Source organism: Pseudoalteromonas simplex (genome assembly GCF_015278155.1).
GTDB classification, from domain to species: Bacteria; Pseudomonadota; Gammaproteobacteria; order Enterobacterales; family Alteromonadaceae; genus Pseudoalteromonas; species Pseudoalteromonas simplex.
The window spans coordinates 530,819-553,563 of the sequence record NZ_JADILN010000002.1; the positions used below are offsets into that span (position 1 = coordinate 530,819).

General features: G+C 41.6%; 21 protein-coding genes and 7 tRNA genes. 10 read left to right on the forward strand and 18 right to left on the reverse strand.

The genetic code is table 11. The features are described 5' to 3' along the window. Positions 1-25: 25 nt before the first annotated feature. The 3 genes from pabB to IRQ78_RS06245 all read left to right on the forward strand — a co-directional run bounded on the left by pabB (position 26) and on the right by IRQ78_RS06245 (position 3,443). Entirely contained in the window at positions 26-1,369 is a 1,344-nt protein-coding gene (pabB, locus tag IRQ78_RS06235) for an aminodeoxychorismate synthase component I (RefSeq protein WP_054551615.1), read from the forward strand. A 17-nt stretch (positions 1,370-1,386) separates the two neighbouring features. Further along, complete coding sequence (locus tag IRQ78_RS06240) at positions 1,387-1,965, forward strand: NUDIX hydrolase (RefSeq protein WP_171043855.1); 579 nt, start codon at positions 1,387-1,389, stop codon at positions 1,963-1,965. 101 nt (positions 1,966-2,066) lie between these two features. Next, entirely contained in the window at positions 2,067-3,443 is a 1,377-nt protein-coding gene (locus IRQ78_RS06245; protein WP_054551617.1) for an L-serine ammonia-lyase, read from the forward strand. 43 nt (positions 3,444-3,486) lie between these two features. On the opposite strand, the gene cysB is transcribed toward IRQ78_RS06245, so the two are convergent. Continuing rightward, positions 3,487-4,464, reverse strand: coding sequence for an HTH-type transcriptional regulator CysB (cysB, locus tag IRQ78_RS06250; RefSeq protein WP_054551618.1), 978 nt, complete (start codon positions 4,462-4,464; stop codon positions 3,487-3,489). A 297-nt stretch (positions 4,465-4,761) separates the two neighbouring features. Between cysB and IRQ78_RS06255 the strand changes: the two genes are divergently transcribed. Beyond that, the gene (locus tag IRQ78_RS06255) at positions 4,762-5,520 is read left to right on the forward strand and encodes a hypothetical protein (protein ID WP_054551619.1); all 759 of its coding nucleotides are present in this window, start codon (positions 4,762-4,764) and stop codon (positions 5,518-5,520) included. Between the two features lie 26 nt (positions 5,521-5,546). Here IRQ78_RS06255 and IRQ78_RS06260 read toward each other — a convergent pair whose 3' ends face one another. Further along, positions 5,547-6,839: an NCS2 family permease gene (locus tag IRQ78_RS06260; RefSeq protein WP_054551620.1), complete on the reverse strand. Its 1,293-nt coding sequence runs from the start codon at positions 6,837-6,839 to the stop codon at positions 5,547-5,549. A 121-nt stretch (positions 6,840-6,960) separates the two neighbouring features. On the opposite strand from IRQ78_RS06260, the gene IRQ78_RS06265 reads away from it, so the two are divergent. After that, a complete protein-coding gene (locus IRQ78_RS06265; RefSeq protein WP_054551621.1) occupies positions 6,961-7,425 on the forward strand; it encodes an SEL1-like repeat protein in 465 nt (154 codons plus the stop codon). A 23-nt stretch (positions 7,426-7,448) separates the two neighbouring features. On the opposite strand, the gene IRQ78_RS06270 is transcribed toward IRQ78_RS06265, so the two are convergent. The 10 genes from IRQ78_RS06270 to dnaQ all read right to left on the reverse strand — a co-directional run bounded on the left by IRQ78_RS06270 (position 7,449) and on the right by dnaQ (position 11,369). Further along, positions 7,449-8,171, reverse strand: coding sequence for a helix-turn-helix domain-containing protein (locus IRQ78_RS06270; protein ID WP_194441623.1), 723 nt, complete (start codon positions 8,169-8,171; stop codon positions 7,449-7,451). A 251-nt stretch (positions 8,172-8,422) separates the two neighbouring features. Further along, positions 8,423-8,499, reverse strand: a tRNA-Asp gene (locus IRQ78_RS06275). Between the two features lie 50 nt (positions 8,500-8,549). Continuing rightward, positions 8,550-8,626 (reverse strand) — tRNA-Asp (locus IRQ78_RS06280). A gap of 31 nt (positions 8,627-8,657) precedes the next feature. Then, positions 8,658-8,734 (reverse strand) — tRNA-Asp (locus IRQ78_RS06285). A 37-nt stretch (positions 8,735-8,771) separates the two neighbouring features. Further along, positions 8,772-8,848: transfer RNA gene (locus tag IRQ78_RS06290), tRNA-Asp, on the reverse strand. Between the two features lie 30 nt (positions 8,849-8,878). Beyond that, a tRNA-Asp gene (locus tag IRQ78_RS06295) sits at positions 8,879-8,955 on the reverse strand. 41 nt (positions 8,956-8,996) lie between these two features. Further along, positions 8,997-9,073, reverse strand: a tRNA-Asp gene (locus tag IRQ78_RS06300). Positions 9,074-9,100: 27 nt separating this feature from the next. Then, positions 9,101-9,177, reverse strand: a tRNA-Asp gene (locus IRQ78_RS06305). Between the two features lie 98 nt (positions 9,178-9,275). Continuing rightward, the gene (locus IRQ78_RS06310) at positions 9,276-10,649 is read right to left on the reverse strand and encodes a TIGR03503 family protein (protein WP_194441624.1); all 1,374 of its coding nucleotides are present in this window, start codon (positions 10,647-10,649) and stop codon (positions 9,276-9,278) included. Positions 10,650-10,658: 9 nt separating this feature from the next. Further along, entirely contained in the window at positions 10,659-11,369 is a 711-nt protein-coding gene (gene dnaQ / locus IRQ78_RS06315; protein ID WP_054551624.1) for a DNA polymerase III subunit epsilon, read from the reverse strand. Positions 11,370-11,437: 68 nt separating this feature from the next. Between dnaQ and rnhA the strand changes: the two genes are divergently transcribed. Then, positions 11,438-11,905 carry a ribonuclease HI gene (gene rnhA / locus IRQ78_RS06320; protein ID WP_063706042.1) on the forward strand — a complete coding sequence of 156 codons (468 nt, stop codon included), beginning with the start codon at positions 11,438-11,440 and terminating at the stop codon, positions 11,903-11,905. Positions 11,906-11,995: 90 nt separating this feature from the next. Continuing rightward, positions 11,996-12,859, forward strand: coding sequence for an MBL fold metallo-hydrolase (locus IRQ78_RS06325; RefSeq protein WP_194441625.1), 864 nt, complete (start codon positions 11,996-11,998; stop codon positions 12,857-12,859). Here IRQ78_RS06325 and IRQ78_RS06330 read toward each other — a convergent pair. Beyond that, the gene (locus IRQ78_RS06330; RefSeq protein WP_054551627.1) at positions 12,830-13,588 is read right to left on the reverse strand and encodes a class I SAM-dependent methyltransferase; all 759 of its coding nucleotides are present in this window, start codon (positions 13,586-13,588) and stop codon (positions 12,830-12,832) included. The two genes, IRQ78_RS06325 and IRQ78_RS06330, sit on opposite strands and share 30 nt — an antisense overlap. A gap of 53 nt (positions 13,589-13,641) precedes the next feature. On the opposite strand from IRQ78_RS06330, the gene gloB reads away from it, so the two are divergent. Both gloB and IRQ78_RS06340 read left to right on the forward strand, forming a co-directional pair. Beyond that, the gene (gloB, locus tag IRQ78_RS06335; protein ID WP_194441626.1) at positions 13,642-14,415 is read left to right on the forward strand and encodes a hydroxyacylglutathione hydrolase; all 774 of its coding nucleotides are present in this window, start codon (positions 13,642-13,644) and stop codon (positions 14,413-14,415) included. Positions 14,416-14,561: 146 nt separating this feature from the next. Beyond that, on the forward strand, positions 14,562-16,148 hold the full coding sequence (locus IRQ78_RS06340) for a LysM peptidoglycan-binding domain-containing protein (RefSeq protein ID WP_138601830.1): 1,587 nt from the start codon (positions 14,562-14,564) through the stop codon (positions 16,146-16,148). A gap of 56 nt (positions 16,149-16,204) precedes the next feature. Here IRQ78_RS06340 and speB read toward each other — a convergent pair whose 3' ends face one another. From speB to IRQ78_RS06365, 5 genes are all read right to left on the reverse strand, one after another. Continuing rightward, positions 16,205-17,128: an agmatinase gene (gene speB / locus IRQ78_RS06345; protein WP_166338923.1), complete on the reverse strand. Its 924-nt coding sequence runs from the start codon at positions 17,126-17,128 to the stop codon at positions 16,205-16,207. Positions 17,129-17,131: 3 nt separating this feature from the next. Then, entirely contained in the window at positions 17,132-19,045 is a 1,914-nt protein-coding gene (gene speA / locus IRQ78_RS06350; protein WP_194441627.1) for a biosynthetic arginine decarboxylase, read from the reverse strand. Positions 19,046-19,307: 262 nt separating this feature from the next. Beyond that, positions 19,308-19,754, reverse strand: a complete 447-nt coding sequence (locus tag IRQ78_RS06355) for a hypothetical protein (protein ID WP_194441628.1) — start codon at positions 19,752-19,754, stop codon at positions 19,308-19,310. A 61-nt stretch (positions 19,755-19,815) separates the two neighbouring features. Then, entirely contained in the window at positions 19,816-20,277 is a 462-nt protein-coding gene (locus IRQ78_RS06360) for a GNAT family N-acetyltransferase (RefSeq protein WP_054551633.1), read from the reverse strand. A gap of 507 nt (positions 20,278-20,784) precedes the next feature. Then, entirely contained in the window at positions 20,785-21,762 is a 978-nt protein-coding gene (locus IRQ78_RS06365) for a transposase (protein ID WP_194441629.1), read from the reverse strand. A gap of 271 nt (positions 21,763-22,033) precedes the next feature. On the opposite strand from IRQ78_RS06365, the gene cysZ reads away from it, so the two are divergent. Beyond that, positions 22,034-22,744 carry a sulfate transporter CysZ gene (gene cysZ, locus IRQ78_RS06370; protein ID WP_206004105.1) on the forward strand — a complete coding sequence of 237 codons (711 nt, stop codon included), beginning with the start codon at positions 22,034-22,036 and terminating at the stop codon, positions 22,742-22,744. Position 22,745 lies beyond the last annotated feature (1 nt).

The window sequence follows — 22,745 nt, forward strand, 5'->3', positions numbered from 1 at the left end:
GGGCTAGTTATTCAGGGCAATGTAGATGATAAACGATGAAAATTTGTGCATAAAATTAGATTTAAGTGGTGATTGCATCGCGCTATTTAGTCATTTTGCTCATTTGCCCCATGCCGTGTTGCTCGATTCAGCCAATAGCGAACATGTGAATAGCCGCTTCGATATCATCGCTATTGCCCCTTTAAAGCAATTAGAAGTGCGTGAAAATACCTGCTTTGTCGACGGCAAAGCACAATCAAGTGATTGTTTTAGCTTGATGAAAGAAGGCCTTCAGGAATTTAATCACACAGCAAACTCTAATAACCTGCCTTTTACAGGTGGTTGGCTTGGCTATTTTGGTTATGATTTAGGTCGCGTGATTGAAAGCATGCCAACTACTGCCGAAAACGACATTAACATGCCGCAAATGGCTATTGGCCTTTATCCAGATGCCCTTATTTATGATAAGCAACAGCAAAGCTGGTTTTACGTCTGTCAGCCAAATCATAATCGCTTAGCGCTATACCAGCAGCACCTAAACGAAACACCAGCAAGTGCAGAGTTCGCGCTACAAAGCGACTGGCAATCAAACATGAGTAAAGCCAGCTACAGCGAAAAGTTCGAGAAAATTCAAGCTTATTTAAAAAGTGGTGACTGCTATCAGATCAACCTTGCACAGCGTTTTAAAGCTGAGTTTTCTGGTTCAACATGGCAAGCCTATAAACAACTTCGAGAAGCGAATAAAGCACCGTTTTCAAGCTATATAAATCACCCTGATGGCGCTATTTTATCTATCTCCCCTGAGCGTTTTATTGCTATTAATCAGGGCCAAATAGAAACCAAGCCAATTAAAGGAACCCTCCCTCGTTTGGCTGACTCTGAACAAGACCAAGCGCAAGCAACCCGTTTACAACAATCTGAAAAAGACCGCGCAGAAAATGTCATGATTGTTGATCTGCTACGCAACGATTTAGGCAAAGTGGCTCGCCCAGGTAGCGTCACCGTTCCCTCGTTATTTGCCATTGAAAGCTTTCCGGCTGTGCATCATTTAGTAAGTACTGTGCGCGCAGAATTAGCGGATGGCAAAGATGCCGTTGACCAAATTCATGCCGCTTTCCCGGGTGGTTCAATTACCGGAGCGCCGAAGATTCGCGCTATGGAAATTATAGAAGAGCTCGAGCCGCATCGTCGTAGTGTGTACTGCGGCTCAATTGGCTACTTGAGTGCCTGTGGCAAGATGGATACCAGTATCACAATCCGTACTTTAGTGTGTCACAAAGGTGCAATTTATTGCTGGGCTGGCGGTGGCATTGTGGCTGATTCAAAGGTCGACTTGGAGTACCAAGAAACTTACGATAAAGTAAATAAAATACTGCCTTTATTAAAGTAAACGTTGAAGTAACAACCTTGAATAGTCAGCAATTAATTGCCCGTTTTAGTTTAAGTCAAACCACAGAGCGCCCAGCTAGCATTCGCTTTAATGCCGAAAAGCGTGCCAGTGCCGTAATGTTACCTCTGCTTGATGTTAACGACGAAGCGCATTTGTTATTGTGCAAGCGACCTAGTTATTTACTTCATCACCCGGGGGAGATTTGCTTACCGGGTGGCAAATATGAAGAACAAGATGACACGTTAATGCACACCGCTCTTCGAGAGCTCAATGAAGAGCTTAATATTGCGACACACCAAGTGACTGTCCACGGTAAATTACATCAATACGCGACTCTAACCGGTTTCACTATTGAACCTTTTGTGTGTGTCCTTAGTGAGGGCACAACATGGCAAGCAGATCCCAACGAAGTTGCTGCCAGTTTTTTACTACCCTTATCTTATTTAAGTAATCAACAAAATTGGCAACCCCTCCCCTTTGAGCGAAATGGTAAAACCATTACTTTGCAAGGCTTGATGACCCCCCATGGTCTGCTTTGGGGAGCAACAGCAAGCATTATTAATAACTTTATCAAGCAGCTCGCCCTACCAGTTTAATTATCCTGCTTTTAGGGTTACACAGACACGTTTAAACGTTATCATGTGGCACCGTTCAAAGGCAGGTAGTATGCCGTTAATAGAAAAATGAGTAGCAAATTATGATCAGTGCATTCGATATGTTTAGTATTGGTATTGGCCCATCGTCATCTCACACAGTTGGCCCGATGCGCGCTTCGCGTTTATTTGTAAACGAACTAGAAGAAAAAAACTTACTTGCAAACGTCACCGATATTAAAGTTGAGCTATTTGGCTCACTCGGTCAAACAGGTATTGGCCATGGCTCTGGTAAAGCTGTGATCTTAGGCCTTGCCGGTTATGATCCAGAAACCATTGATGCTGATTTAGTCGACGATATCCTCGCAAAAATCGAAAAAGAGCAGGTTATTTATTTAAACCAAAGCCATAAAGCCAATTTCCCTAAGCAAGGTGCGATTGTATTTCATCGTCGTAAAACTCTACCAAAACACTCAAATGCAATGGAAATCATTGCTAGCCAAAATGGCGAAAAGTTATTCAGCAAAGTGTATTACTCAATCGGTGGCGGCTTTATCGTCAGTGATGAAGAGTTCGAGAACGAAAAACAAAAAGCACTCGAAATTCGCGAAGAAAACCCAGCGCCTTATCCGTTTAACACGGCTAAAGAGTTATTAGAGCTATGCCGTGAATCAGGGTTTAGTGTATCAACACTTATGATGCATAACGAAAAAACCCTGCGCAGCGAAAAAGACATCAAGGATGAGCTGTTTAATATTTGGCAAGTAATGAAAGCCTGTATTGAGCGTGGTATGCGCACAGAAGGGATTTTACCAGGCGGATTAAAAGTAAAGCGCCGTGCCCCAAGTTTACACCTTAAATTAAATATTGAGGTAAACAACGACCCATTACGTGCGATGGACTGGGTTGATTTATTTGCCCTTGCAGTAAACGAAGAGAACGCTGCCGGCGGCCGTGTTGTTACCGCACCAACCAATGGTGCTGCAGGTATTTTGCCAGCAGTATTAATGTATTATCACACTTTCATTAAAGAAGTAGACCGTGATATTGCTACTCGTTACTTATTAACGGCGGCAGCAATTGGTATTTTATATAAAAAGAATGCGTCAATTTCGGGTGCTGAAGTTGGTTGTCAAGGTGAAGTGGGCGTTGCTTGCTCAATGGCAGCGGGTGCACTAACTGAAATCATGGGTGGTAATGTTGTACAGGTTGAAAACGCCGCTGAAATCGGCATGGAGCACAACCTAGGTCTAACTTGTGACCCTGTTGGCGGTCTTGTACAAGTACCGTGTATTGAACGTAATGCAATGGGCTCAATTAAAGCAATCAATGCGTCACGCCTTGCTATGCGTGGTTCTGGAGAGCAAAAAGTAACCCTTGATAAGGTCATTAAAACCATGCTCGATACAGGTAATGATATGAAAACGAAATACAAAGAAACCGCTCGCGGTGGCTTAGCAGTTAATATCATCGAGTGTTAATTTAAGCATAATAAAAAGCCGCTTTAAAGCGGCTTTCTTATCTCTATTTTACTGGTAACTCAATGTTTTCGAAGAGTTTATCAACATCTTCTTGGTTACGTAATAAACTTGCTCGTTCAACCAGCTCTTTCGTTAAGTGCGGGGCAAAACGCTCAATAAAATCATACATGTAGCTACGCAAGAAGCTGCCTTTTCGAAAACCAATTTTAGTGGTGCTCGCTTCAAATAAGTGACTTGCATCAATACAGACTAAATCAGTATCTGTTATTTGATCAATCGCCATAGACGCCACAACACCCACACCTAGCCCTAAACGAACATAAGTTTTAATTACATCAGCGTCCGTTGCAGTAAAAACAATATGCGGCTCAAGGCCATGAGCATTGAAGGCTTTATCTAATTCAGAACGACCAGTAAAACCAAACACATAAGTTATCAGTGGGTATTTAGCCACATCGGCAACTGTTAAGTTATCAGCCTTTTGCGCAAGCGGGTGTGTTTTTGCCACAACAATACTACGATTCCAGTGATAGCACGGCAACATAACTAAATCAGAGTATAAATGTAGTGCCTCAGTCGCAATGGCAAAGTCAGCATCACCGCGTGCTGCCGCATCAGAAATCTGCTGTGGCGTTCCTTGATGCATATGCAGAGACACTGCCGGGTACTTTTTCATAAAGCCTTGAATAACATTCGGTAATGCATAACGAGCCTGAGTATGAGTAGTCGCAATGTTAAGTTTGCCTTGATCAGGCAAAGTATGCTCATTAGCAACCGCTTTAATACCTTCAACTTTCGACAATATCTCTCGCGAAATATTAATTATTTCGTTACCGGCACTGGTTACATGGGTAAGGTGTTTGCCACTACGGCCAAAGATCTGTACGCCCAGTTCGTCTTCAAGCATACGAACTTGTTTCGAGATCCCCGGTTGCGAGGTAAATAAACTTTCGGCTGTCGCTGAGACATTCAGTTTATGATTTTGGACTTCGACTATATATCTGAGTTGTTGTAGTTTCATGGCTGCATTGTAAACGTTGTTATTGTTTATTTATAAAGGCTGCAAAGCGCAATGCCAAGCGATATTTCATCGCGCTATACATTTATATCGATTGTTTCTAAGGCTAACACATTAAATTAATGCTCGGTAGCCGTGTTTACTCGCAAAATATTCAATAAAGATGTTAGTTTAGCGCTATACTCATTATAAAGTAGTAAACTTAATAAGTTTATTCGAGATAACTACCGCAAAACTGTTCAGATCTAATCTTTTTAAGGTAATATAAAAAAATTAGATAGTTAAAACTGAGATTTAGTAATGATTGTTTCTATCATCATCATGCTCATTGTTGCATTAATTGTGATCGCATTATGGGTCAGTGCTGTGCAACAACACAAAGAAAAACAAGAAGCAGAGCGCCGCAAAGAGTTAACTAAACAAAAGAAAATCATTGAAGAGGCAGAAGACGTGCTGCTTAACAGTGCCAATATTCCCATGTCTGAGAATATTCTACGTATTATTCAGCGCCGTATATATGATGCGCTTGCAAGTATGGTACAACTCTCTCCAAGTTCTAAGGAACTCAAAAGTCGCTTAAATGAAGCTAAACAGCGTTTAGGGGGTCCAATTGAGGCGAATAATAGCGACTCATTAGTGTTACCAGACAACGATAAGCAGCTTATTTCTTTAATTCAAGGAATAAAAAAACTTAGGGCAGTGCTACGCTCTGAACATAGTAAAGGTAAAATCGAGAGTCAAATATTTGTTGCCGAAGATAAACGCCTTGAAAAACTACAACTTCGAATCAACGTAGAAAGCCAAATTAAGCGTGGGCTTTCAGCTCGCTCAGCAAATATGGTGGGCTCTGCCAGACAGTATTTCGAAAAAGCACTGGCAACGCTTAACTCAGTTAGCTATAGCGATGAATATGTAAACTCGAAAAGACAAGAAGTTGAAGGTTATTTAGAAACGATTAGCTCTGAGTTGAAAGCATCAAATGCGACGTCACTAAAGAAGAAAGCAGAACAAGAGCAGGACGATTTAGACGTGTTATTCGCACCAAAGAAAAAGTGGTAAACCACTTTTTCTTTGCTTTGTGAAAATTAAGATAAAAACGCAAACTTAACAATAAACAGCGCTGTTAATACCCACACACTAATACTGATTTCATCTTTTTTACCACATACCAACTTCACGGCAGTATAAGAAATAAAACCAAGCGCAATACCGTGAGCAATCGAGAAAGTTAACGGCGTCATTAATAATACTACGCTCACTGGAATGGCATCTGTCATATCATCCCAATTTACCAGCTTTAAGTTTTGCATCATTAACACAGCTACATATAAAATTGCACCTGCCGTTGCATAAGCTGGGATCATGCCAGCAAGTGGCGCAAAGAACATCATTAACAAGAAACAAATGCCTACAACAACAGCAGTTAGACCTGTACGGCCGCCCACAGACACACCTGCAACTGATTCAATGTAAGACGTTGTTGTTGACGTACCAAGCATTGAGCCTGCAATAGTAGCTGTACTGTCGGCACTTAGTGCGCGACCTAAACGAGGCATTTTACCTTGTTCATCAGCAATACCTGCTTTTTGCGTTACAGCGACTAAAGTGCCTGAAGTATCAAACAAATCAACAAATAAGAACGCAAAAACCACTGTTAGCATTGAGATTTCGAATGCTGCTGCAAAATCCAATTGCATAAAGGTTGGTGCAATTGAAGGCGGCATTGAAATAATTCCTTGATATTCCACAAGGTCTAAACCAAGCGCAATTGCGGTTACTAGTAAAATACTAATAAGCACGCCGCTTTTCATATCTCGATATAACAGCGCAGCAATAACGAAGAAGCTAAAAATTGCAAGTAGTGGACCTGGGGCCGTGATATCGCCTAACTGCACTAAGGTTGCAGGGCTTGCTACGATAATCCCAGCGTTTTTCAATGCAATAAGCGCTAAGAAAGCACCGATACCTGTGGCAATAGCTCGCTTTAATACCAGTGGAATAGCGTCTATGATCCACTCTCTCACCTTAAATAGGCTTAAGAATAAAAAGATACAACCAGACATAAAAACTGCACCTAATGCAGCTTGCCAAGTGTAGCCCATGCCCAAAACAACACCATAAGTGAAGAAGGCGTTTAAGCCCATACCCGGAGCCAGTGCTAATGGGTAGTTTGCCCATAAACCCATGATAAAACAGCCAATTGCAGCAGCAATACAGGTTGCTACGAATGCCGCACCTTGATCCATTCCCGCTTCTGCAAGCATTGCAGGGTTAACAAATACAATGTAAACCATGGTAATGAATGTTGTGATGCCAGCAATAGTCTCGCGGCGCACAGAGGTGTTGTTTTCAGTGATTTTGAAAAGTCTTTCGAACATGTTGAACTTTAAGTTGAGATTAATTGGCTAATTTTATCATATTTTATCTCAATAAGAGGACATTTTACCTTGCAATGTTCTAAACTAATAAGGTCTTTTATTTCAAGAAAATAACTAAACTATGTCTGATAATTCGCCAGTAGGCTTAGATTTAGAGCAACAGCTTGATAATGTACTTGCCTTTATTACCCAACCCGATAAAGGGTCGGCGCCAAATAAAAGTACTCAATCTGTTGAAAACGTACTAAACAAAGCTTTGTATTATTTAAAAAATGAACAGCCTCCCCTTGCTGCCAAATGGATGCGCTTAGCAGCTATGGCAGGTAACCATAGGGCGCAATTTTATATGGGGCTGTTTTTCATCAAAGGGCAAGGTGTACCACACAGTGTTTTTCATGGAGCGGTGTGGTTAAGTCTGGCAAGTAGCCAAGGTTATGAACCTGCAACGGCTGCACTTGATGATCTTAGAAAACACATCAGTACGCGCAGATTACATGATGCGCAAAGCTATGCAGCTACCCTATATGAACAAATCCACCAGCAGCAATTTGCACATTTAATTCCTCGAGATCCTGACGCAAGCTAACACGCGTCAGGTTCTACAACTCATTAATGCTGTCTTGTCAGTTTACTCTCAAATGTGATGAGACCTGCACCAACCACAAGCAATAAGATACCTAAAAACTCAAGCCACACATGGCCTTTATGGGGCTTGATAATAGGTGTTTTTGAAGTAAGGCTATATAAACGCCTGCCTTGCTCGCCAGATTCTACAAACGAAATACCTTTATAGTCCGCTGAGATAAAAAATTTAAAATCATGCCTGCTAATCATTTCTCGACGTTTTGCATCTATTTTCTCGCGGCTTTGTTCTACAAGTAGCGTTCGCCAATCATGAAAAATGCCATCTGGTTCACTATCTTTCACTACACCATGTGATTTGTACTCATAGAACGTTGTATTGAATAGCTTTTCTTGATGCCCTAAATAAAACATGGCACAGCCTAGCGCACTTAACAGTATGGCAATATAGACGAGTGAACGCTGTTTAATGAATTGCTTATTACTTTGTTGCTTATACCAAGCTTCAATGTCAGGCACATTAATCAATCTCGCTTTATCTACAGAATGTTTTAATGGCTCCATAAAGTCGCAAATTGTTAGATTGAGCGCCGTTAATATTGAACGAAATGTGTCATTCGAAGGCACTGATTTATCGTTCTCAAGTTTTGAAAGGTAACTTTGCTCTATCCCCACTTGCTCAGCAAATTCTGGTTGGCTTAGTTTTAGCTCACTGCGATAGTGTTTTAGTTGTGTTCCGAATGTACTCATAACGCATTTCCTTTTTGTTGTGGAGCCGCCATTCTTTGCTATTCATGCAGATATAAGAAGCTGAATAAATAGGAATAATGAAGAATATTAGCAAGATAGGAAGAAATTTACGAGATACGAGATACGAGATACGAGATACGAGATACGAGATACGAGATACGAGATACGAGATACGAGATACGTTGTCAGGATAAGTAAATAGTAAAGTGTAATGTAAAGACTTATTTAATCATTTGTTTGAGGAAAACAAATGGCGGAGTGGACGGGACTCGAACCCGCGACCCCCGGCGTGACAGGCCGGTATTCTAACCAACTGAACTACCACTCCGCAGTGGTATGTGCATGGGGTAATGCACTTAATTTGTTTATGATATCAAATGGCGGAGTGGACGGGACTCGAACCCGCGACCCCCGGCGTGACAGGCCGGTATTCTAACCAACTGAACTACCACTCCGCAGAGATATCATTGTTATTACTTAATTTGTTGGCGGAGTGGACGGGACTCGAACCCGCGACCCCCGGCGTGACAGGCCGGTATTCTAACCAACTGAACTACCACTCCGCGATACAAATTTTGTAATAAAATAGCGTTTAAATAGTGGCGGAGTGGACGGGACTCGAACCCGCGACCCCCGGCGTGACAGGCCGGTATTCTAACCAACTGAACTACCACTCCGCAGTATTTAATGCTATTTATTTTTCCTATTGGCGGAGTGGACGGGACTCGAACCCGCGACCCCCGGCGTGACAGGCCGGTATTCTAACCAACTGAACTACCACTCCGCAAAGGAAAATGTTTTACAACCATAAGTTGTGCAAGTAATTGGCGGAGTGGACGGGACTCGAACCCGCGACCCCCGGCGTGACAGGCCGGTATTCTAACCAACTGAACTACCACTCCAGCGCATACTTACAAATTGTCGAAAATTGGCGGAGTGGACGGGACTCGAACCCGCGACCCCCGGCGTGACAGGCCGGTATTCTAACCAACTGAACTACCACTCCACATTTTCGTTGCTGACTGAGTCTCCCCTGACAGCGGCGTGAATAATACGAATCACCCTCTAGTTCGTCAAGGGGTTTTTTGTATTTTTACAGGTTTTTTAGTCATCTGACATCGAAAGGTTTAAAATTTCACCTGATTTATCATTTTTTGAGCCGTTTTTGCCAACTTCATTTTCATTCGTTGCTTGCTCATCATTTTCGGTTTGATTTTTTTTCTTTAAAAACGGTAAAGAAATTTTAAATTTCAGCGGTTTCTTCTGAACAAAAATTCTAATTGCCAGCCAACCTAATAAAAGTACGGTTAAATTTCCAACAACAATTAAGGTCACCATCAGCATGGTGGACGCTTTTTGTTCTTCTTCAAGAATTCGTTGTTGCTCAGCTTGCGCTTCTAAATCAATTTCAGGGCGAACAATTTCTGGTACAGCTTCAATTGGTCGCTCAATTTCAAATTTATACGTCGGTAACGTCGCCATAAATTCACGGTCATTCATGTTGCTACCATATACAGAGAGCTCAACACTGTATCGTCCCCAATCATAATTTTTAATGGCCAGTTCCCGTGTCTGCGATTTATCAGCATCTAAAGAAAACATTTGCTCTTCATTATTAGGGTAATAAATTTTCCCTTGAATGAGCACAGTTTCTGGTTTAACAATTTCAGGATTTAGCGAGATAGTTAAAATGTGGTCATCTTCATCTTGCTCAGCAAGGGCTATTTCATAATCAAAAGGCGGCTCATGCACGACTATCGGTTTTTGCACCACGGTACGCTTTAGTATAGGCGTTTCTATATATAGCTCTGGCTGCCACTCACCTGCCGGAAAGACCAGTTTAAACTCACCGGTAAACACACCATCAAGCGGACGCTCATCAAAGCCACGGCCATCATCTTTAAAGTCAGTAACACTTTGCGTACCTGCACCAAAGTTTGCGTAATCACTATTATTAGTGCTAACAAAATCAACGTGCAAACTAATCACATCTCTAAACTGACCAACTTCTATTGGCTCACCGTCATTTAATACGCGGCCCGTTAGTTTTACTGTTTCGCCACGAAACAGCATGGGCGGGAGTGGATCAACATTAAGCTCTATTTCACCCAGCACCATAATACGGCTATCAGGCAAGATACTGCCGACCACTTGCCAAGGGCCTGGCATTGGGTTGCTTATCGTTACCAGGTCATAGCTCAATTCATCATACCAGTCGAGGTCATCATTTTTAACTGAGTCAGTCGCATAATACTTAGTGCCGTCAGGGCGAACTAACACAACGGCAGGGGCACCGCGCTTACGAAAGAAGAGTAAAGTTACTTTATCGATTTTGTGATCGATACGAAAACGGTTCTCTAGCAGGGGAATTTCATTTTGCACCCCATCACGTTCTAATGGGGTTATTTTATTTTGCTCATTGGCAAATCCCGTGAAGGGAATTAAACACACTAATCCTGCTAGTAGTTGTTTTCTCATTTTATTACCCTATTCTGCACGCCATAGGCATTGGCCACCCTTTGCAACCAAGTCTAAACGCTCTTCGTGAGCGGCGTGCTCTTGTTCTGTTGCTCTTAATACTACAAGTGGTGCTCTATCAGCACTTAGTCGGCGAATACCACCAGCTTGTTGAGTTGAGCCTTCATCTTTATTTTGATTAAGATTCAGCTTTACTTGCCCTCCCGTCATCGACAGGTAAACATCGGCTAAGATCTCAGAATCCAGTAATGCGCCGTGTAAAGTACGCTTTGAGTTATCAATATCGTAACGACGGCAAAGTGCATCAAGGTTATTCTTTTGACCTGGGTGCAAGTCACGCGCCATCTTTAACGTATCAAGTACACTACATACATCGGCAGTATTCGGAAAACCTTGATTTAACAATGCAAACTCATTGTCCATGTGGCCGATATCGAACGCTGCGTTATGAATAACAAGCTCAGCACCACGAATATACTCTAAAAACTCATGGGCAATTTGGTGGTACAGGGGTTTATCACGCAAAAATTCATTGGTGATACCGTGTACGTCTATTGCTTCTTCTTCTATCTCACGTTGTGGATTGATATACACATGAAAGTTGTTGCCAGTAAGACGGCGATTTACAAGTTCAACACAACCGATTTCAATAATGCGGTGGCCTTGCTTTGGGTCAATACCCGTGGTTTCTGTATCTAAAACTATTTGTCTATGTGCCATATCGTCTTAAGCCTGACTCTGGTATCTTTCTATATTCACTTTATTGTACACAATATCAAGGTAAAACAGTGCAGAAAACCGTAGAGATTTACACCGATGGATCATGTTTAGGAAATCCAGGGCCTGGAGGGTATGGCATCGTGATGCGATACAACGGCCACGAAAAGCAGTTAAGTCAAGGCTACACCCTAACAACAAATAATCGGATGGAAATGCTCGCTGCTATCGTTGCACTTGAAACCCTCACCCGCTCTTGTCATGTCATTCTGACAACCGATAGCCAATATGTGAAACAAGGTATTGAGTCATGGGTCGAAAATTGGAAAAAGCGCGGCTGGAAAACCGCGGCTAAAAAACCAGTTAAGAATGTCGATTTATGGAAACGACTCGATGCGGCCTGCCAACAACACAGCGTAGAGTGGCGTTGGGTAAAAGGCCATAGCGGCAATAAATACAATGAGATTGTTGACGATCTTGCCCGTGAAGCAGCTGGCAGCGATCAATTACTTGAAGACACAGGTTACGACGGTAATTAAAAGCCCCTTGAAATAAACTTGGCGCAGGTCGTTTTATATTTTTGTTATATGTTATAAGATTTGGCTATAACAAAATATAAAGGATTCATTATGGCTCTGCGCATTCACTCTTTTTTTCATCAACAAAGCGCCACTCTCTGTTACTTAGTCAGTTGCGAAAGCACTAAGCAGTGCTTGCTGATTGATGCGCCAGCTGATTTTGATATGCCAAGTGGTGAGTTAAGTTTTATCACAGCCAATGAGATCATCAGCTATATAAAGACCGAGCAGCTGACATTACAATGGCTACTTGAAACTCATGCCCATGCTGACCATATCACCGCAGCAAGTTATATAAAGCAGCAATTACACGACACACACCCTTGTAAACTCGGCACGGGTGAAGGGATCACCCAAGTGCAACAGCACTTTAGCCAACTTTATAATCTTGATATGCCATGTAATGGTGAACCTTTTGATGCTCTATTTACTGATAAAGCACAATTTCAATTAGGTGATTACACAGTAGATGTAATTGCCACACCGGGCCATACCCCTGACAGCGTGTGTTTTCACATTGATGGCAATGTATTTGTTGGTGACACCTTCTTTATGCCAGACAGTGGCACTGCCCGCTGTGATTTCCCAGGTGGCAATGCCGGTGAGTTATATGACTCACTACAGCGAATTTTAGCGTTTCCTGACGATACGGTACTTTGGATGTGTCATGACTATCAACCAGATGGCCGTCCGCTGGCGAACAAAACCACAGTGAAAGAGCAGCGTGAACAGAACATTCATTTAAAAGGCGATAAACAAAGCTTTATTGCGACTCGGGAAGGCCGCGATGCAACCTTGGCAGTACCAAAGCTGTTACATCCTTCTATTCAATTAAATATTCGTGCAGGTCAGTATCCAAGTAAAACAGACACGCAACAACACTATTTAACTATCCCGCTCACAGTGCTGCTTTGATGTTTGCCTGAGCCCAGCTCCTTTCACTGGCGAAAATTGCGGCCTTGCATGCCATTTAGGTTTAATTGGTGTCAGCGGGGCCACACGTTTTCGAGCCACCAGCATATACACACTGCCCATTGGCTTTAAATATTGCTGGCCAAAACTGCGCCACGCCGCAAAACGTGACAAACGGTTGCCTCTTGCAAGCGATGAATGGATAAATCGCTCGTCCGAAATAATCTCAAAGCCTAATAGATTCAACCAGTCTTTTACTCGTGATGGCGTAAAAAAGCGCCCTGTCCAAGGTAACTTTTGGCGACTAAAAGGTAAAAGCTGCGCCAAGCCACACAAGCTAAACGGGTTAAAGCCCGTGATCACCAGATAGCCACCGGGAATTAAAGTACGGTGTGCTTCGCGTAAGATATGGTGTGGATCAGAATGATATTCTAAGCAATGCGATAATATGCAAGCATCAACACTGTGCTCATAAAAAGGTAGCTCGTCTACATCAGCAATAACACCGGTAAATAACCCCTGCTCTGCGACGCAAACTTGATGCTTTATAGGACTTTCACTGGTTGCCAGCTCACCACTTAAATTACCAAGTTTGAGCATGTGATAGCCAAACATGCGAGGCAGCCATGGTGTTAGCTTACGTTCAATTTCAGCACGTAAATAGTCACCATGAGGGAACTGCTGCCAAGTGTATGGCTTAGGACCTTCTTGAAAACTAAGGGCTGGTTTCATTTTCTGAGCTCGTTATACTGTGTGTTAACTGTCACTTTATAGAGCAATTAAACATGGTGCAAGTTAAAGCAATTAAAGCCTTTTCTGATAATTACATCTGGTGCATCAGCAATGAAGCTGAGCAAACAGCCTGGGTCGTCGACCCCGGTCAAGCAGAGCCTGTTTTAAACTATCTGAGCGAGCATAACTTAACACTTAGCGGTATTTTGATTACTCATCACCATTATGATCATACCGATGGTGTGGCTGCACTGGTTAAGGAATTTCGTGATATTCCGGTTTATGGGCCAAGACATAGCCCTTTTAAAGGTATTACTCATGGCGTATCAGAAGCGGATAAAGTCACTGTGTATGATTACACCTTTACCGTGCTTGCAACACCTGGTCATACCCTAGACCATATTTGTTACATTAATGATGAATTAAGTTTTACTGGCGACACCTTATTTAGTGCTGGCTGCGGACGATTATTTGAAGGCAGCGCAGAACAAATGTGGCACTCGTTATGTAAGCTAAGAGCCCTGCCAGATGAGTGTAAAATCTACTGCACCCATGAATACACCCAAGCCAACTTAGCCTTTGCAAAAGCCGTTGAACCAAACAATGAGTACTTACTCAGCTACAGTGATGAAGTTGATACTCTGCGCGCCAAAGACGAAATAAGCTTGCCAACCCAGTTAGGCGTGGAAAAACAAATAAATCCATTTTTACGTAGCAATATAGCAACAATCACTGATGAGCTGCCTGATGAGCTAAAAATTAATTTGGATCTGAATGAACCTTGGCAACGCTTTGCAGGTCTCAGAGCCTGGAAAGATAACTTTTAAAAAACGTAAACGCCGGTAGTTACAATTTTGTATATTTAGATCAGCATCTTGCAATAATAAGCTGACATAAACTGGTCATAAAGTGGCAATATGTTCTCAGAGCAGGTAATATTCGCCGAGTTTTTTTACCTGATGTATGGGTATATATGTATAAGTCTCCTTTAGTTTTATCACTTGCGCTGATTTTAAGTGGCTGTCAATTAACAGCTTCTGATTCAGCAAGTACAGATGTTGCGAGCAATAATGTTGAGCAACAATTAGACGGCGCAAGTCCGAGCGACATCAATGATGCATTGATGATCAACGCTCAATATCAACAATTAACCGATATTGATGAGCCGCCTCCTGTATTTGATGATGTGTGGGAACGTATTCGTTATCAGCTTTCGATTGATGTGCCACAAAACCGCCCAGTTGTTGCTGAGCGTAACTATTATGCGCGTCATCAGGCCTATTTAGATCGAATCTCTAAACGCGCTGAACCTTACTTATACTTTATTGTAGAAGAAGTCGAAAAGCGTCAAATGCCAATCGAAATCGCGCTTTTACCTATTGTAGAAAGTGCGTTTGACCCATTTGGTTATTCACATCGCAGTGCTTCTGGCATTTGGCAATTTATGCCACAAACCGGTGAGCGTTTCGATTTAAAACAAAACTGGTGGTATGACGGTCGCCGTGACATTGTGCAATCGACCCGTGCAGCGCTAGATTATTTATCATATTTACACAAAACCTTAGAAGGCGATTGGCTAAATGCCATTGCAGCCTATAACTCAGGTGAAGGTCGTTTACTGCGTGCCATTAAAAAGAACCGTAAAAAGCATTTACCAACGGATTTTTGGTCACTTGATTTACCAAGAGAGACCACTGCCTACGTACCTAAGCTATTAGCGCTGTCTGATCTAGTAAAACGCAGTGACGAATTTGGTGTTAAGTGGCAGCCAATAATTAATGCTCAAGTTGTTGAAGCAGTTAATGTAGGGAGCCAAATTGACTTAGCACTTGCCGCTGACATGGCAGGTATTAGCTTAACAGAGCTTTATCGTTTGAACCCTGGCTTCAATCGCTGGGCGACGGATCCTAATGGCCCACACTTTTTATTATTACCGTCTGATAAAGTTGAAGCGTTTACTGACAAGCTAGCTAAAACAGAGCAAAAAGACCGCCTACGCTGGCAGCAATATATTGTTGCGCGCGGTGACAGTTTATCTGTGATTGCGAAGAAGTTTTCGACAAGCACAAACGCGATTAAAACACTGAATAAGCTTTCATCGAATACTATTCGTGTTGGTCAGCAATTACTTGTGCCACTAAGCGATGGTGAGATTAATAGCCAGCATTTACCAAAGTCAGTGCGTATGGCAGCTAATAAAGCAACACGTAAAAAACTTAGCCATAAAGTGGCTAGTGGCGATACACTGTGGGATATCAGCCGTGAGTACGATGTCACCATAGCTGAACTTGCAACATGGAATAAGCTGAAAAAAGACGCGGTACTGCGTGTTGGTCAAAAGCTAACTGTGTATAAGCAAGAAAAATCACAACTTGCTGCTACACAAATCAAAGAGCGCACCATTACCTATAAAGTTCGTCGTGGTGACTCGTTAGCGCGCATTGCTGCTAAGTTTAATGTGTCTGTAGAAGATATTATTAAATGGAATTCATTAGCTGGGCAAAAATACATTCAACCTGGGCAAAAGCTTAAATTAAAGGTTGATGTTCGAAGCGCTTAATTGCTTAATTTAATATCAAAAAAAGAGCGCCTAATGGCGCTCTTTGTCTCTCTCATTTAGTATTTATGCTTCAAAGTCCATAAGTGTAATAACTCATTGGCAATGGTCGCTGCAGCAATCGCTGTTAGTTCACTTTGGTCATAGGATGGAGATACTTCAACCACATCCATACCGACCATATTAATGCCTTTCAATGCACGAAGTACTTTGAGTACTTTATCGCTGGTTAAGCCACCACATACTGGAGTGCCTGTCCCTGGAGCGAATGCGGGATCAAGGCAGTCAATATCAAAGGTTAGATACACAGGTAAGTCACCCACACGTGCTTTAATTTGCTCTGCGATATCTTGTGCAGGCAAATCATTAGCTGCCATTGCATCAATCACTGCAAACTCATGTTTGCTTTGATCAAAATCAGTACGAATACCGATTTGAATACTGTGATCAACATCAATAAGCCCTTCCATCGGCGCATGATAAAACATGGTACCGTGATCATAGCGAGAGCCATTGCTGTAAGTATCTGTATGGGCATCAAAATGCACTAATGCCATCTTACCATATTGCTTAGCATGGGCACGCAGTAGCGGCAAAGTCACAAAGTGGTCGCCACCTAAACCTAATAATGTTTTACCTTGACGAAGAATTTGCTCAGCGGCTAATTCTAACTGCGCGGTAAAATATTCTGGGTCGCCTACTGGGTAAGTAAAATCACCCGCATCAGCTAATTTTAAACGCTCAAACAACGGAAACGTCCATGGGTACTTGGTTTCTTCCCATGCCAGGTGCACTGAGGCACGACGAATTGCGTCAGGGCCTAAACGTGCACCAGGGCGACCTGAGGTCGCCAAATCAAAGGGTAAACCTAACACCACTACATCCGCATCGATTGCTGTGATGTTTTGCACCATCGGCTGACGTAAAAACGTCATGCCGTTTGAGTACAATGAATGATCTGTGTGGTCAAACAATGTCGACATTGCTTATAACTCTTCTAAATAAGTGTAACCATTTAAGCCAGTTTGCAGCTCATCTAAAACGCTTTGCTGCTCAGTTTCTGGCAATTTAGCTGCCACCAGCTGGGCGTAAGACTGCTGGAAGCTTTCTACATCTAAATGTACGTAACGCATCATGTCTGCAACGGTATCACCTTCGTTAACTTCAGTGATTTGCGCTTGACCTTGCTCATCCATTTTTATAATTGCACTGTGTGTGTCGCCAAATAAGTTATGCATATCACCTAAAATCTCCTGATAAGCACCCACTAAGAAAAAGCCCATTAAGTAAGGTTTTTCTTCGCTAAATGCTGGCACAGGTAATGTGCTTTCAATACCTTGACCGTCTACATAGTGCTCCATAGCACCGTCTGAATCGCAGGTAATATCAAGTAACACGGCGCGTTTTTGTGGTGCTTCTGTTAAACCACTTAGCGGTAGAACAGGAAACACTTGGTCAATACCCCATGCATCCGGTAATGACTGGAACAATGAAAAGTTCACAAAAAACTTATCTGCTAAACGCGCATTTAATTCATCAATAATCGGGCGATGAAAACGGTTTTTGTTATCCATATGTTTGTTAAGTTCATAACATACACGTAAGTTAACTTGCTCCGCCCATGCTCGCTCTGTTAAATCTAACAAACCAAGTGCAAATTGATTATGTGCTTCGGCTAAATCGCCTTGGCTATCATGATAAATTTCGATTAATGCACGATCGTCATTGTCATCACTTAACTGCTGCCATGATGTCCACATGTTTTTTAATAATAGTGGTGCATCAGCGGCTGGGGCTTGAATGTCTTCTGGTACATAGCTTTCGGTGCCGATAACATTCGAGATCAATACAGCATGGTGCGCTGTTAACGCACGACCTGACTCAGAAATAATGCGCGGCATTGGCTGCTCATATAACTTACAGGTATCACCAATGGTGTATACGATGTTATTAGCGTATTCACTTAGGCTGTAGTTCATTGAGTTATGTGACTGGCTACGAGTACCGTCATAATCTACCGCTAAACCGCCACCCACATCTAAGCAATCAATTTGTGCACCTAATTTGCGTAACTCACAGTAAAAACGCGCAGCTTCACTCACACCTAAGCGAACATCGCGGATGTTGGCCATTTGCGAGCCTAAGTGAAAGTGTACAAGTTGGATCAGATCAAGCTGATCAGACGCTTTTAAGCGATTAACCACACTGAGTACTTGCGATGCCGACAAACCAAATTTTGATTTTTCGCCACCACTTGCTTGCCACTTGCCCTTACCTTGTGACGCTAAACGTACACGAATACCAATGCGTGGCTTTACGTTTAACTCTTTAGCTTGGCTAAGCACCATGTCTAGCTCAGACAGTTTTTCGAGAACAATGTAAACCTTGTGACCTAGTTTTTCACCAATCAGTGCTAAACGAATGTATTCTTGGTCTTTGTAGCCATTACACACAATAACAGCACTGGTTTTTTCAGCCATCGCTAATACAGTTAATAGCTCAGGTTTACTGCCTGCTTCTAGACCCAATTGTTTCTTTTCAATATCAGCTTGGCTTGCAACAATTTCTTCAACAACTTCACGCTGTTGGTTTACTTTAATTGGGTAAACAAGCAAATAGTCTTTCGGATAACCAAAATTTTCAATAGCCGTGTTAAATGCCTGACATAAGCTATGTACACGATGATGTAAAATTTGTGGAAAACGAACTAGCGCAGGCAAGCTTAAGCCTTTGTCTTGTAATTGCTGTGCGATATCGATTAGTGCAATGGTTTGCTCTGGGGCATGGGCCTTTGGCGCAACATACACATCACCTTGATCATTAATACCAAAGAAACCTTGGCTCCAATGACGAACATTGTAACTCGTGCGAGCTTGTTCTAGTGATGTTGTTTCTTTCATCTATCTTTCTCTTTTATTTTAGTAATGCCGAAATCGGCAAGGGTTGTTGCCGCGCATTAAAAGAAAAATAGTGACTCAAGTCCAACAAGAATTTTTACTCGTAACGAGTGATTTTTGATGTGAAAAGCTAATCAACATCCCTAAATGTTTTTAAACCATATTTCAAGGGACAGTCACTGAAAATAGTATTTAATAGGATCACATTTAAAGGGACAGTCACTGTAGAATATATGTACTGGTAAATTACCTTTTCATATTGATTTTAATGGGCTGGTATTACTTTTGTGATTTCATCAGCGGCTGAAGAATTTGACCCTAACCGTCTCCACGCTTCATATTGCTTATTATCATGCCAAGTAATACCTATGTACTCTTGCCAGTTTTCGTAGTCTTTTGTACGATATTTTTCAACACCGCAACCTCCTGCGCCAAAAGAGGTGCGGCAAATTCTTACAGTAAGATAGGTGCCATCAAAATTCAGCTGCGATTGCTTATCAGCGCAAATACTTAAAGGACGAGTAGGAAATATAAGAATAACTTTTGTTTTTATAGTGCCATTATGGTTGAAGACACCAGAAAGACTGTAGCAAGAGTTTAAATAGAGCTTAGTACTATTAATAATAAGGTCTGGTTGCCGACTCTGAGAAGTTATGGATACCTGTGAACTATCACCACAAGCAGCAATCAGAAAGAGCGTAACAAAGCCCAATAGTTGTAAGGTGAATTTATAAATAAAGATGACCTCACTAAAACATAGCTTACCACCTAAATTACTGATTTAGCCCAAGCTCCATAAACAAACTTTGTGGATTTTCGTTGTAATTACCAAACGGACCACAACGATTAAAACCTAAGTTTTCATATAAGCTAATTGACTCTGTTTGTTTAGGACCTGTTTCAAGACGAATAAGCGGTATTAGTTGCTCACCAGCTTGATGTAATAATATCTGCATAATTCGACGTGATAACCCTTTACCACGGTAGCTTGGTTTTACATATAAGCGGCGGATTTCACCATAAGGAGGGTTGCCTTCTTGCATAACGATTGCGCCGCATGCAACGATACCATCTTCATTTTTTAAGCCTATAGCATAAACATTAGGCTCAGCTAGCTCTTCAACACTTAAAGATTGAGCGGTAGCAACAGGGTATAGTGAGTTTATGAGTCGGTCTATATCAGAAAACACGCTTACTACTTCAGGATCATGTGGATTTAAATCGACTAACTGCATAAAACTCCCATTTTTATATGTCTTTTTTGTTAACTATGTGAACAATAGTATCGGATATTTCCATTATCCTCTACTGTAGTTTTCAATAATGATTTTATAGGTACTGTTCGGACCGACATACTATCTCTAAGTTCAACAGTATGTAACCAAAAAAACGCCAAGTTGATAAAAACTAAAGTCTAAACTACACCACACCATTCAAGGTTAATAATTTATACCTATAGATTTTTTACCAGAGATCACTTCAGAGTTCGTAAAGCCTTTTTAAAGGGACAGTCATTTAAAACCAACAACTATTGTATTTTTAAAATCTGAAGGCAGTAATTTAAAAATATAAAGGTAAGTCAAAAAAATTACTAAACTTATTCTGTAATTATGTTTAGCGAGTGTGCTTCAGAGAGAATAGAGCTTTGACTTTAGCCTTCTAGGGCTAATTATTTCAAACAATTAAATTTAAAGCGTGAAGATACTAGCGATTTGAAATCACGTTAAAATAAACCTCGAAACTTAACTCGCTAATAAAATTCGGCTATTTGTAATGTTACTTCGTCGCTTGCGAGCTGTTTTAATACAATAACTTTCAATAGCACCCACTCGACCTGCAGCTCCATGAAATAAGTTTTCAAACTGAGTTGTTAGCGTTAACCAGTTTTCAGCTTCGAAATTCAGTCTTTCAAGAATAGGAGGTAAATGATGCTCTATATATCCAGGCTTATCCGCGCTGATACAACGCCCAGTTTGCTCCACAAGTAGCAGGTATGACTTTAACTCAAAAGGTATTCCCTTTGATTTATACTTACTCATGCCACCAATAAAACGAGCTAGTAATTTAGGTTGCTTTGACTCCTTCGCGCTTTCGCATCGCTTTTTAAAACTGGTATAGTCCGATTGCTCCGGCGTGCTCGCAGCTTTAGCACGAACAGGGTTTAAATCAACATAGGCCATGCAGGCTAAAAGCGCTGATTCATCAAGGAGAGCTTGGCTTTTAAAGCGCCCTTCCCAAAAATGCCCTGTACACTCGTCTTCTTTATTTGCACGTCTGGCGATATACTCATTGAGCATTCGCATGAACCAACTAATGCTCGAAAGGCGCGTTCTGTATTCTGCAACCTCTTTATTTAAGAAGACTTGTTGACCATCACTTAACGGCTCACCATGAAGGGCTTTTTGACCTAAAGGCGTCATTTTACTGAGCTTATACCAGCGTAAAAGGATGGCCTTATCCGATAACCTATTTGCTTTTTTATCATCAACATAAAGCACAACATGTGTATGGTTACTCATCACCGCATAAGCACACACATCAATGCAAAATACCTTTGCAAGAGCAAGCAGACGCTGTTCAACCCACACTCTGCGGTGTTCATATGATTTACCTGTGAGTGTGTCTTCTCCACAAAGGTAGGCACGTCTAACACAGCGAGATACACAGTGATAATATTTGGTATTCGACAAACAGATTTGCCGCTTCCTTGCTAAAGCCATCGTCCACTCCTTGAACTGATAATCTGAAATGCATTAGCTGTGATTAAAGTGTAGACAAAGTTTTCTGTGCCGCAAGAGCAATAAATACAGTGACTGTCCATGTAAAGTTAAATTTTATTAAGAATTAGAGTGCCTATCCGACTTAAAGTGACTGTCCATGTAAAGAGTTAAACACTTTGTTACGGAAAAAAGCTGTTCAAATATCGTCAAAACCCTATACTGCAAACAACAAGAAATAAGATGAGGTTTTCTCGTGCAGTTCACTCAAGGTATGGAATACTTCTTTTCTGGCTTTAAGTTAATTAGCCAAAAGGGGTTGAAACGTTTTGTACTTATTCCTTTATTAATCAATATTCTGCTTTTTGGTAGTTCGCTGTTCTTTTTGTATGGCTGGCTCACCGATGGCTTTGCTTACATGAACTCGTTATTACCAGAATGGCTTAGCTGGCTCGAGTGGCTAATGTGGCCAATTGCTGTGCTGGTGATTTTATTTAGTTACAGTATGCTCTTCACAGTTATAACAAACTTTATAGCAGCCCCATTTAACGGCCTACTCAGTGAAAAAGTCGAGCTTTATCTCACTGGGCAAAAAATTAATGACGATAGTCTTTTCGATACAATGAAAGATGTGCCACGTATGTTAGGTCGAGAATGGACAAAACTTTGCTATTACCTGCCGCGCGCTATAGGCTTTTTTATCTTACTGTGGATTTTACCTGTAATCGGTCAAGTTTTATGGGTGTTATTCACTTGCTGGATGTATGCAGTGCAATATGAAGACTATGCGTTCGATAACCATAAAATTAGTTTTAACGAAATGAAAAATGACTTAAAGCAAAAGCAAACGTTATCTTATGGCTTTGGTTTAGCTGTCATGATTTTAACTGCTATCCCATTCGTAAACCTAATTGTTATGCCCGTTGCTGTTTGCGGTGGCACACGGTTATGGGTTGAAAACTATCGAAGCCAATATCGAAGTTAAA

Coding starts and splice junctions, on each gene's coding strand:
- pabB (WP_054551615.1), top strand. CDS start 26: ATGATAAACGATGAAAATTTGTGCATAAAATTAGATTTAAGTGGTGAT.
- IRQ78_RS06245 (WP_054551617.1), top strand. CDS start 2,067: ATGATCAGTGCATTCGATATGTTTAGTATTGGTATTGGCCCATCGTCA.
- cysB (WP_054551618.1), bottom strand. CDS start 4,464: ATGAAACTACAACAACTCAGATATATAGTCGAAGTCCAAAATCATAAA.
- IRQ78_RS06255 (WP_054551619.1), top strand. CDS start 4,762: ATGATTGTTTCTATCATCATCATGCTCATTGTTGCATTAATTGTGATC.
- IRQ78_RS06260 (WP_054551620.1), bottom strand. CDS start 6,839: ATGTTCGAAAGACTTTTCAAAATCACTGAAAACAACACCTCTGTGCGC.
- IRQ78_RS06265 (WP_054551621.1), top strand. CDS start 6,961: ATGTCTGATAATTCGCCAGTAGGCTTAGATTTAGAGCAACAGCTTGAT.
- IRQ78_RS06270 (WP_194441623.1), bottom strand. CDS start 8,171: ATGAGTACATTCGGAACACAACTAAAACACTATCGCAGTGAGCTAAAA.
- IRQ78_RS06310 (WP_194441624.1), bottom strand. CDS start 10,649: ATGAGAAAACAACTACTAGCAGGATTAGTGTGTTTAATTCCCTTCACG.
- dnaQ (WP_054551624.1), bottom strand. CDS start 11,369: ATGGCACATAGACAAATAGTTTTAGATACAGAAACCACGGGTATTGAC.
- IRQ78_RS06325 (WP_194441625.1), top strand. CDS start 11,996: ATGGCTCTGCGCATTCACTCTTTTTTTCATCAACAAAGCGCCACTCTC.
- IRQ78_RS06330 (WP_054551627.1), bottom strand. CDS start 13,588: ATGAAACCAGCCCTTAGTTTTCAAGAAGGTCCTAAGCCATACACTTGG.
- gloB (WP_194441626.1), top strand. CDS start 13,642: ATGGTGCAAGTTAAAGCAATTAAAGCCTTTTCTGATAATTACATCTGG.
- IRQ78_RS06340 (WP_138601830.1), top strand. CDS start 14,562: ATGTATAAGTCTCCTTTAGTTTTATCACTTGCGCTGATTTTAAGTGGC.
- speB (WP_166338923.1), bottom strand. CDS start 17,128: ATGTCGACATTGTTTGACCACACAGATCATTCATTGTACTCAAACGGC.
- speA (WP_194441627.1), bottom strand. CDS start 19,045: ATGAAAGAAACAACATCACTAGAACAAGCTCGCACGAGTTACAATGTT.
- IRQ78_RS06360 (WP_054551633.1), bottom strand. CDS start 20,277: ATGCAGTTAGTCGATTTAAATCCACATGATCCTGAAGTAGTAAGCGTG.
- IRQ78_RS06365 (WP_194441629.1), bottom strand. CDS start 21,762: ATGGCTTTAGCAAGGAAGCGGCAAATCTGTTTGTCGAATACCAAATAT.
- cysZ (WP_206004105.1), top strand. CDS start 22,034: ATGGAATACTTCTTTTCTGGCTTTAAGTTAATTAGCCAAAAGGGGTTG.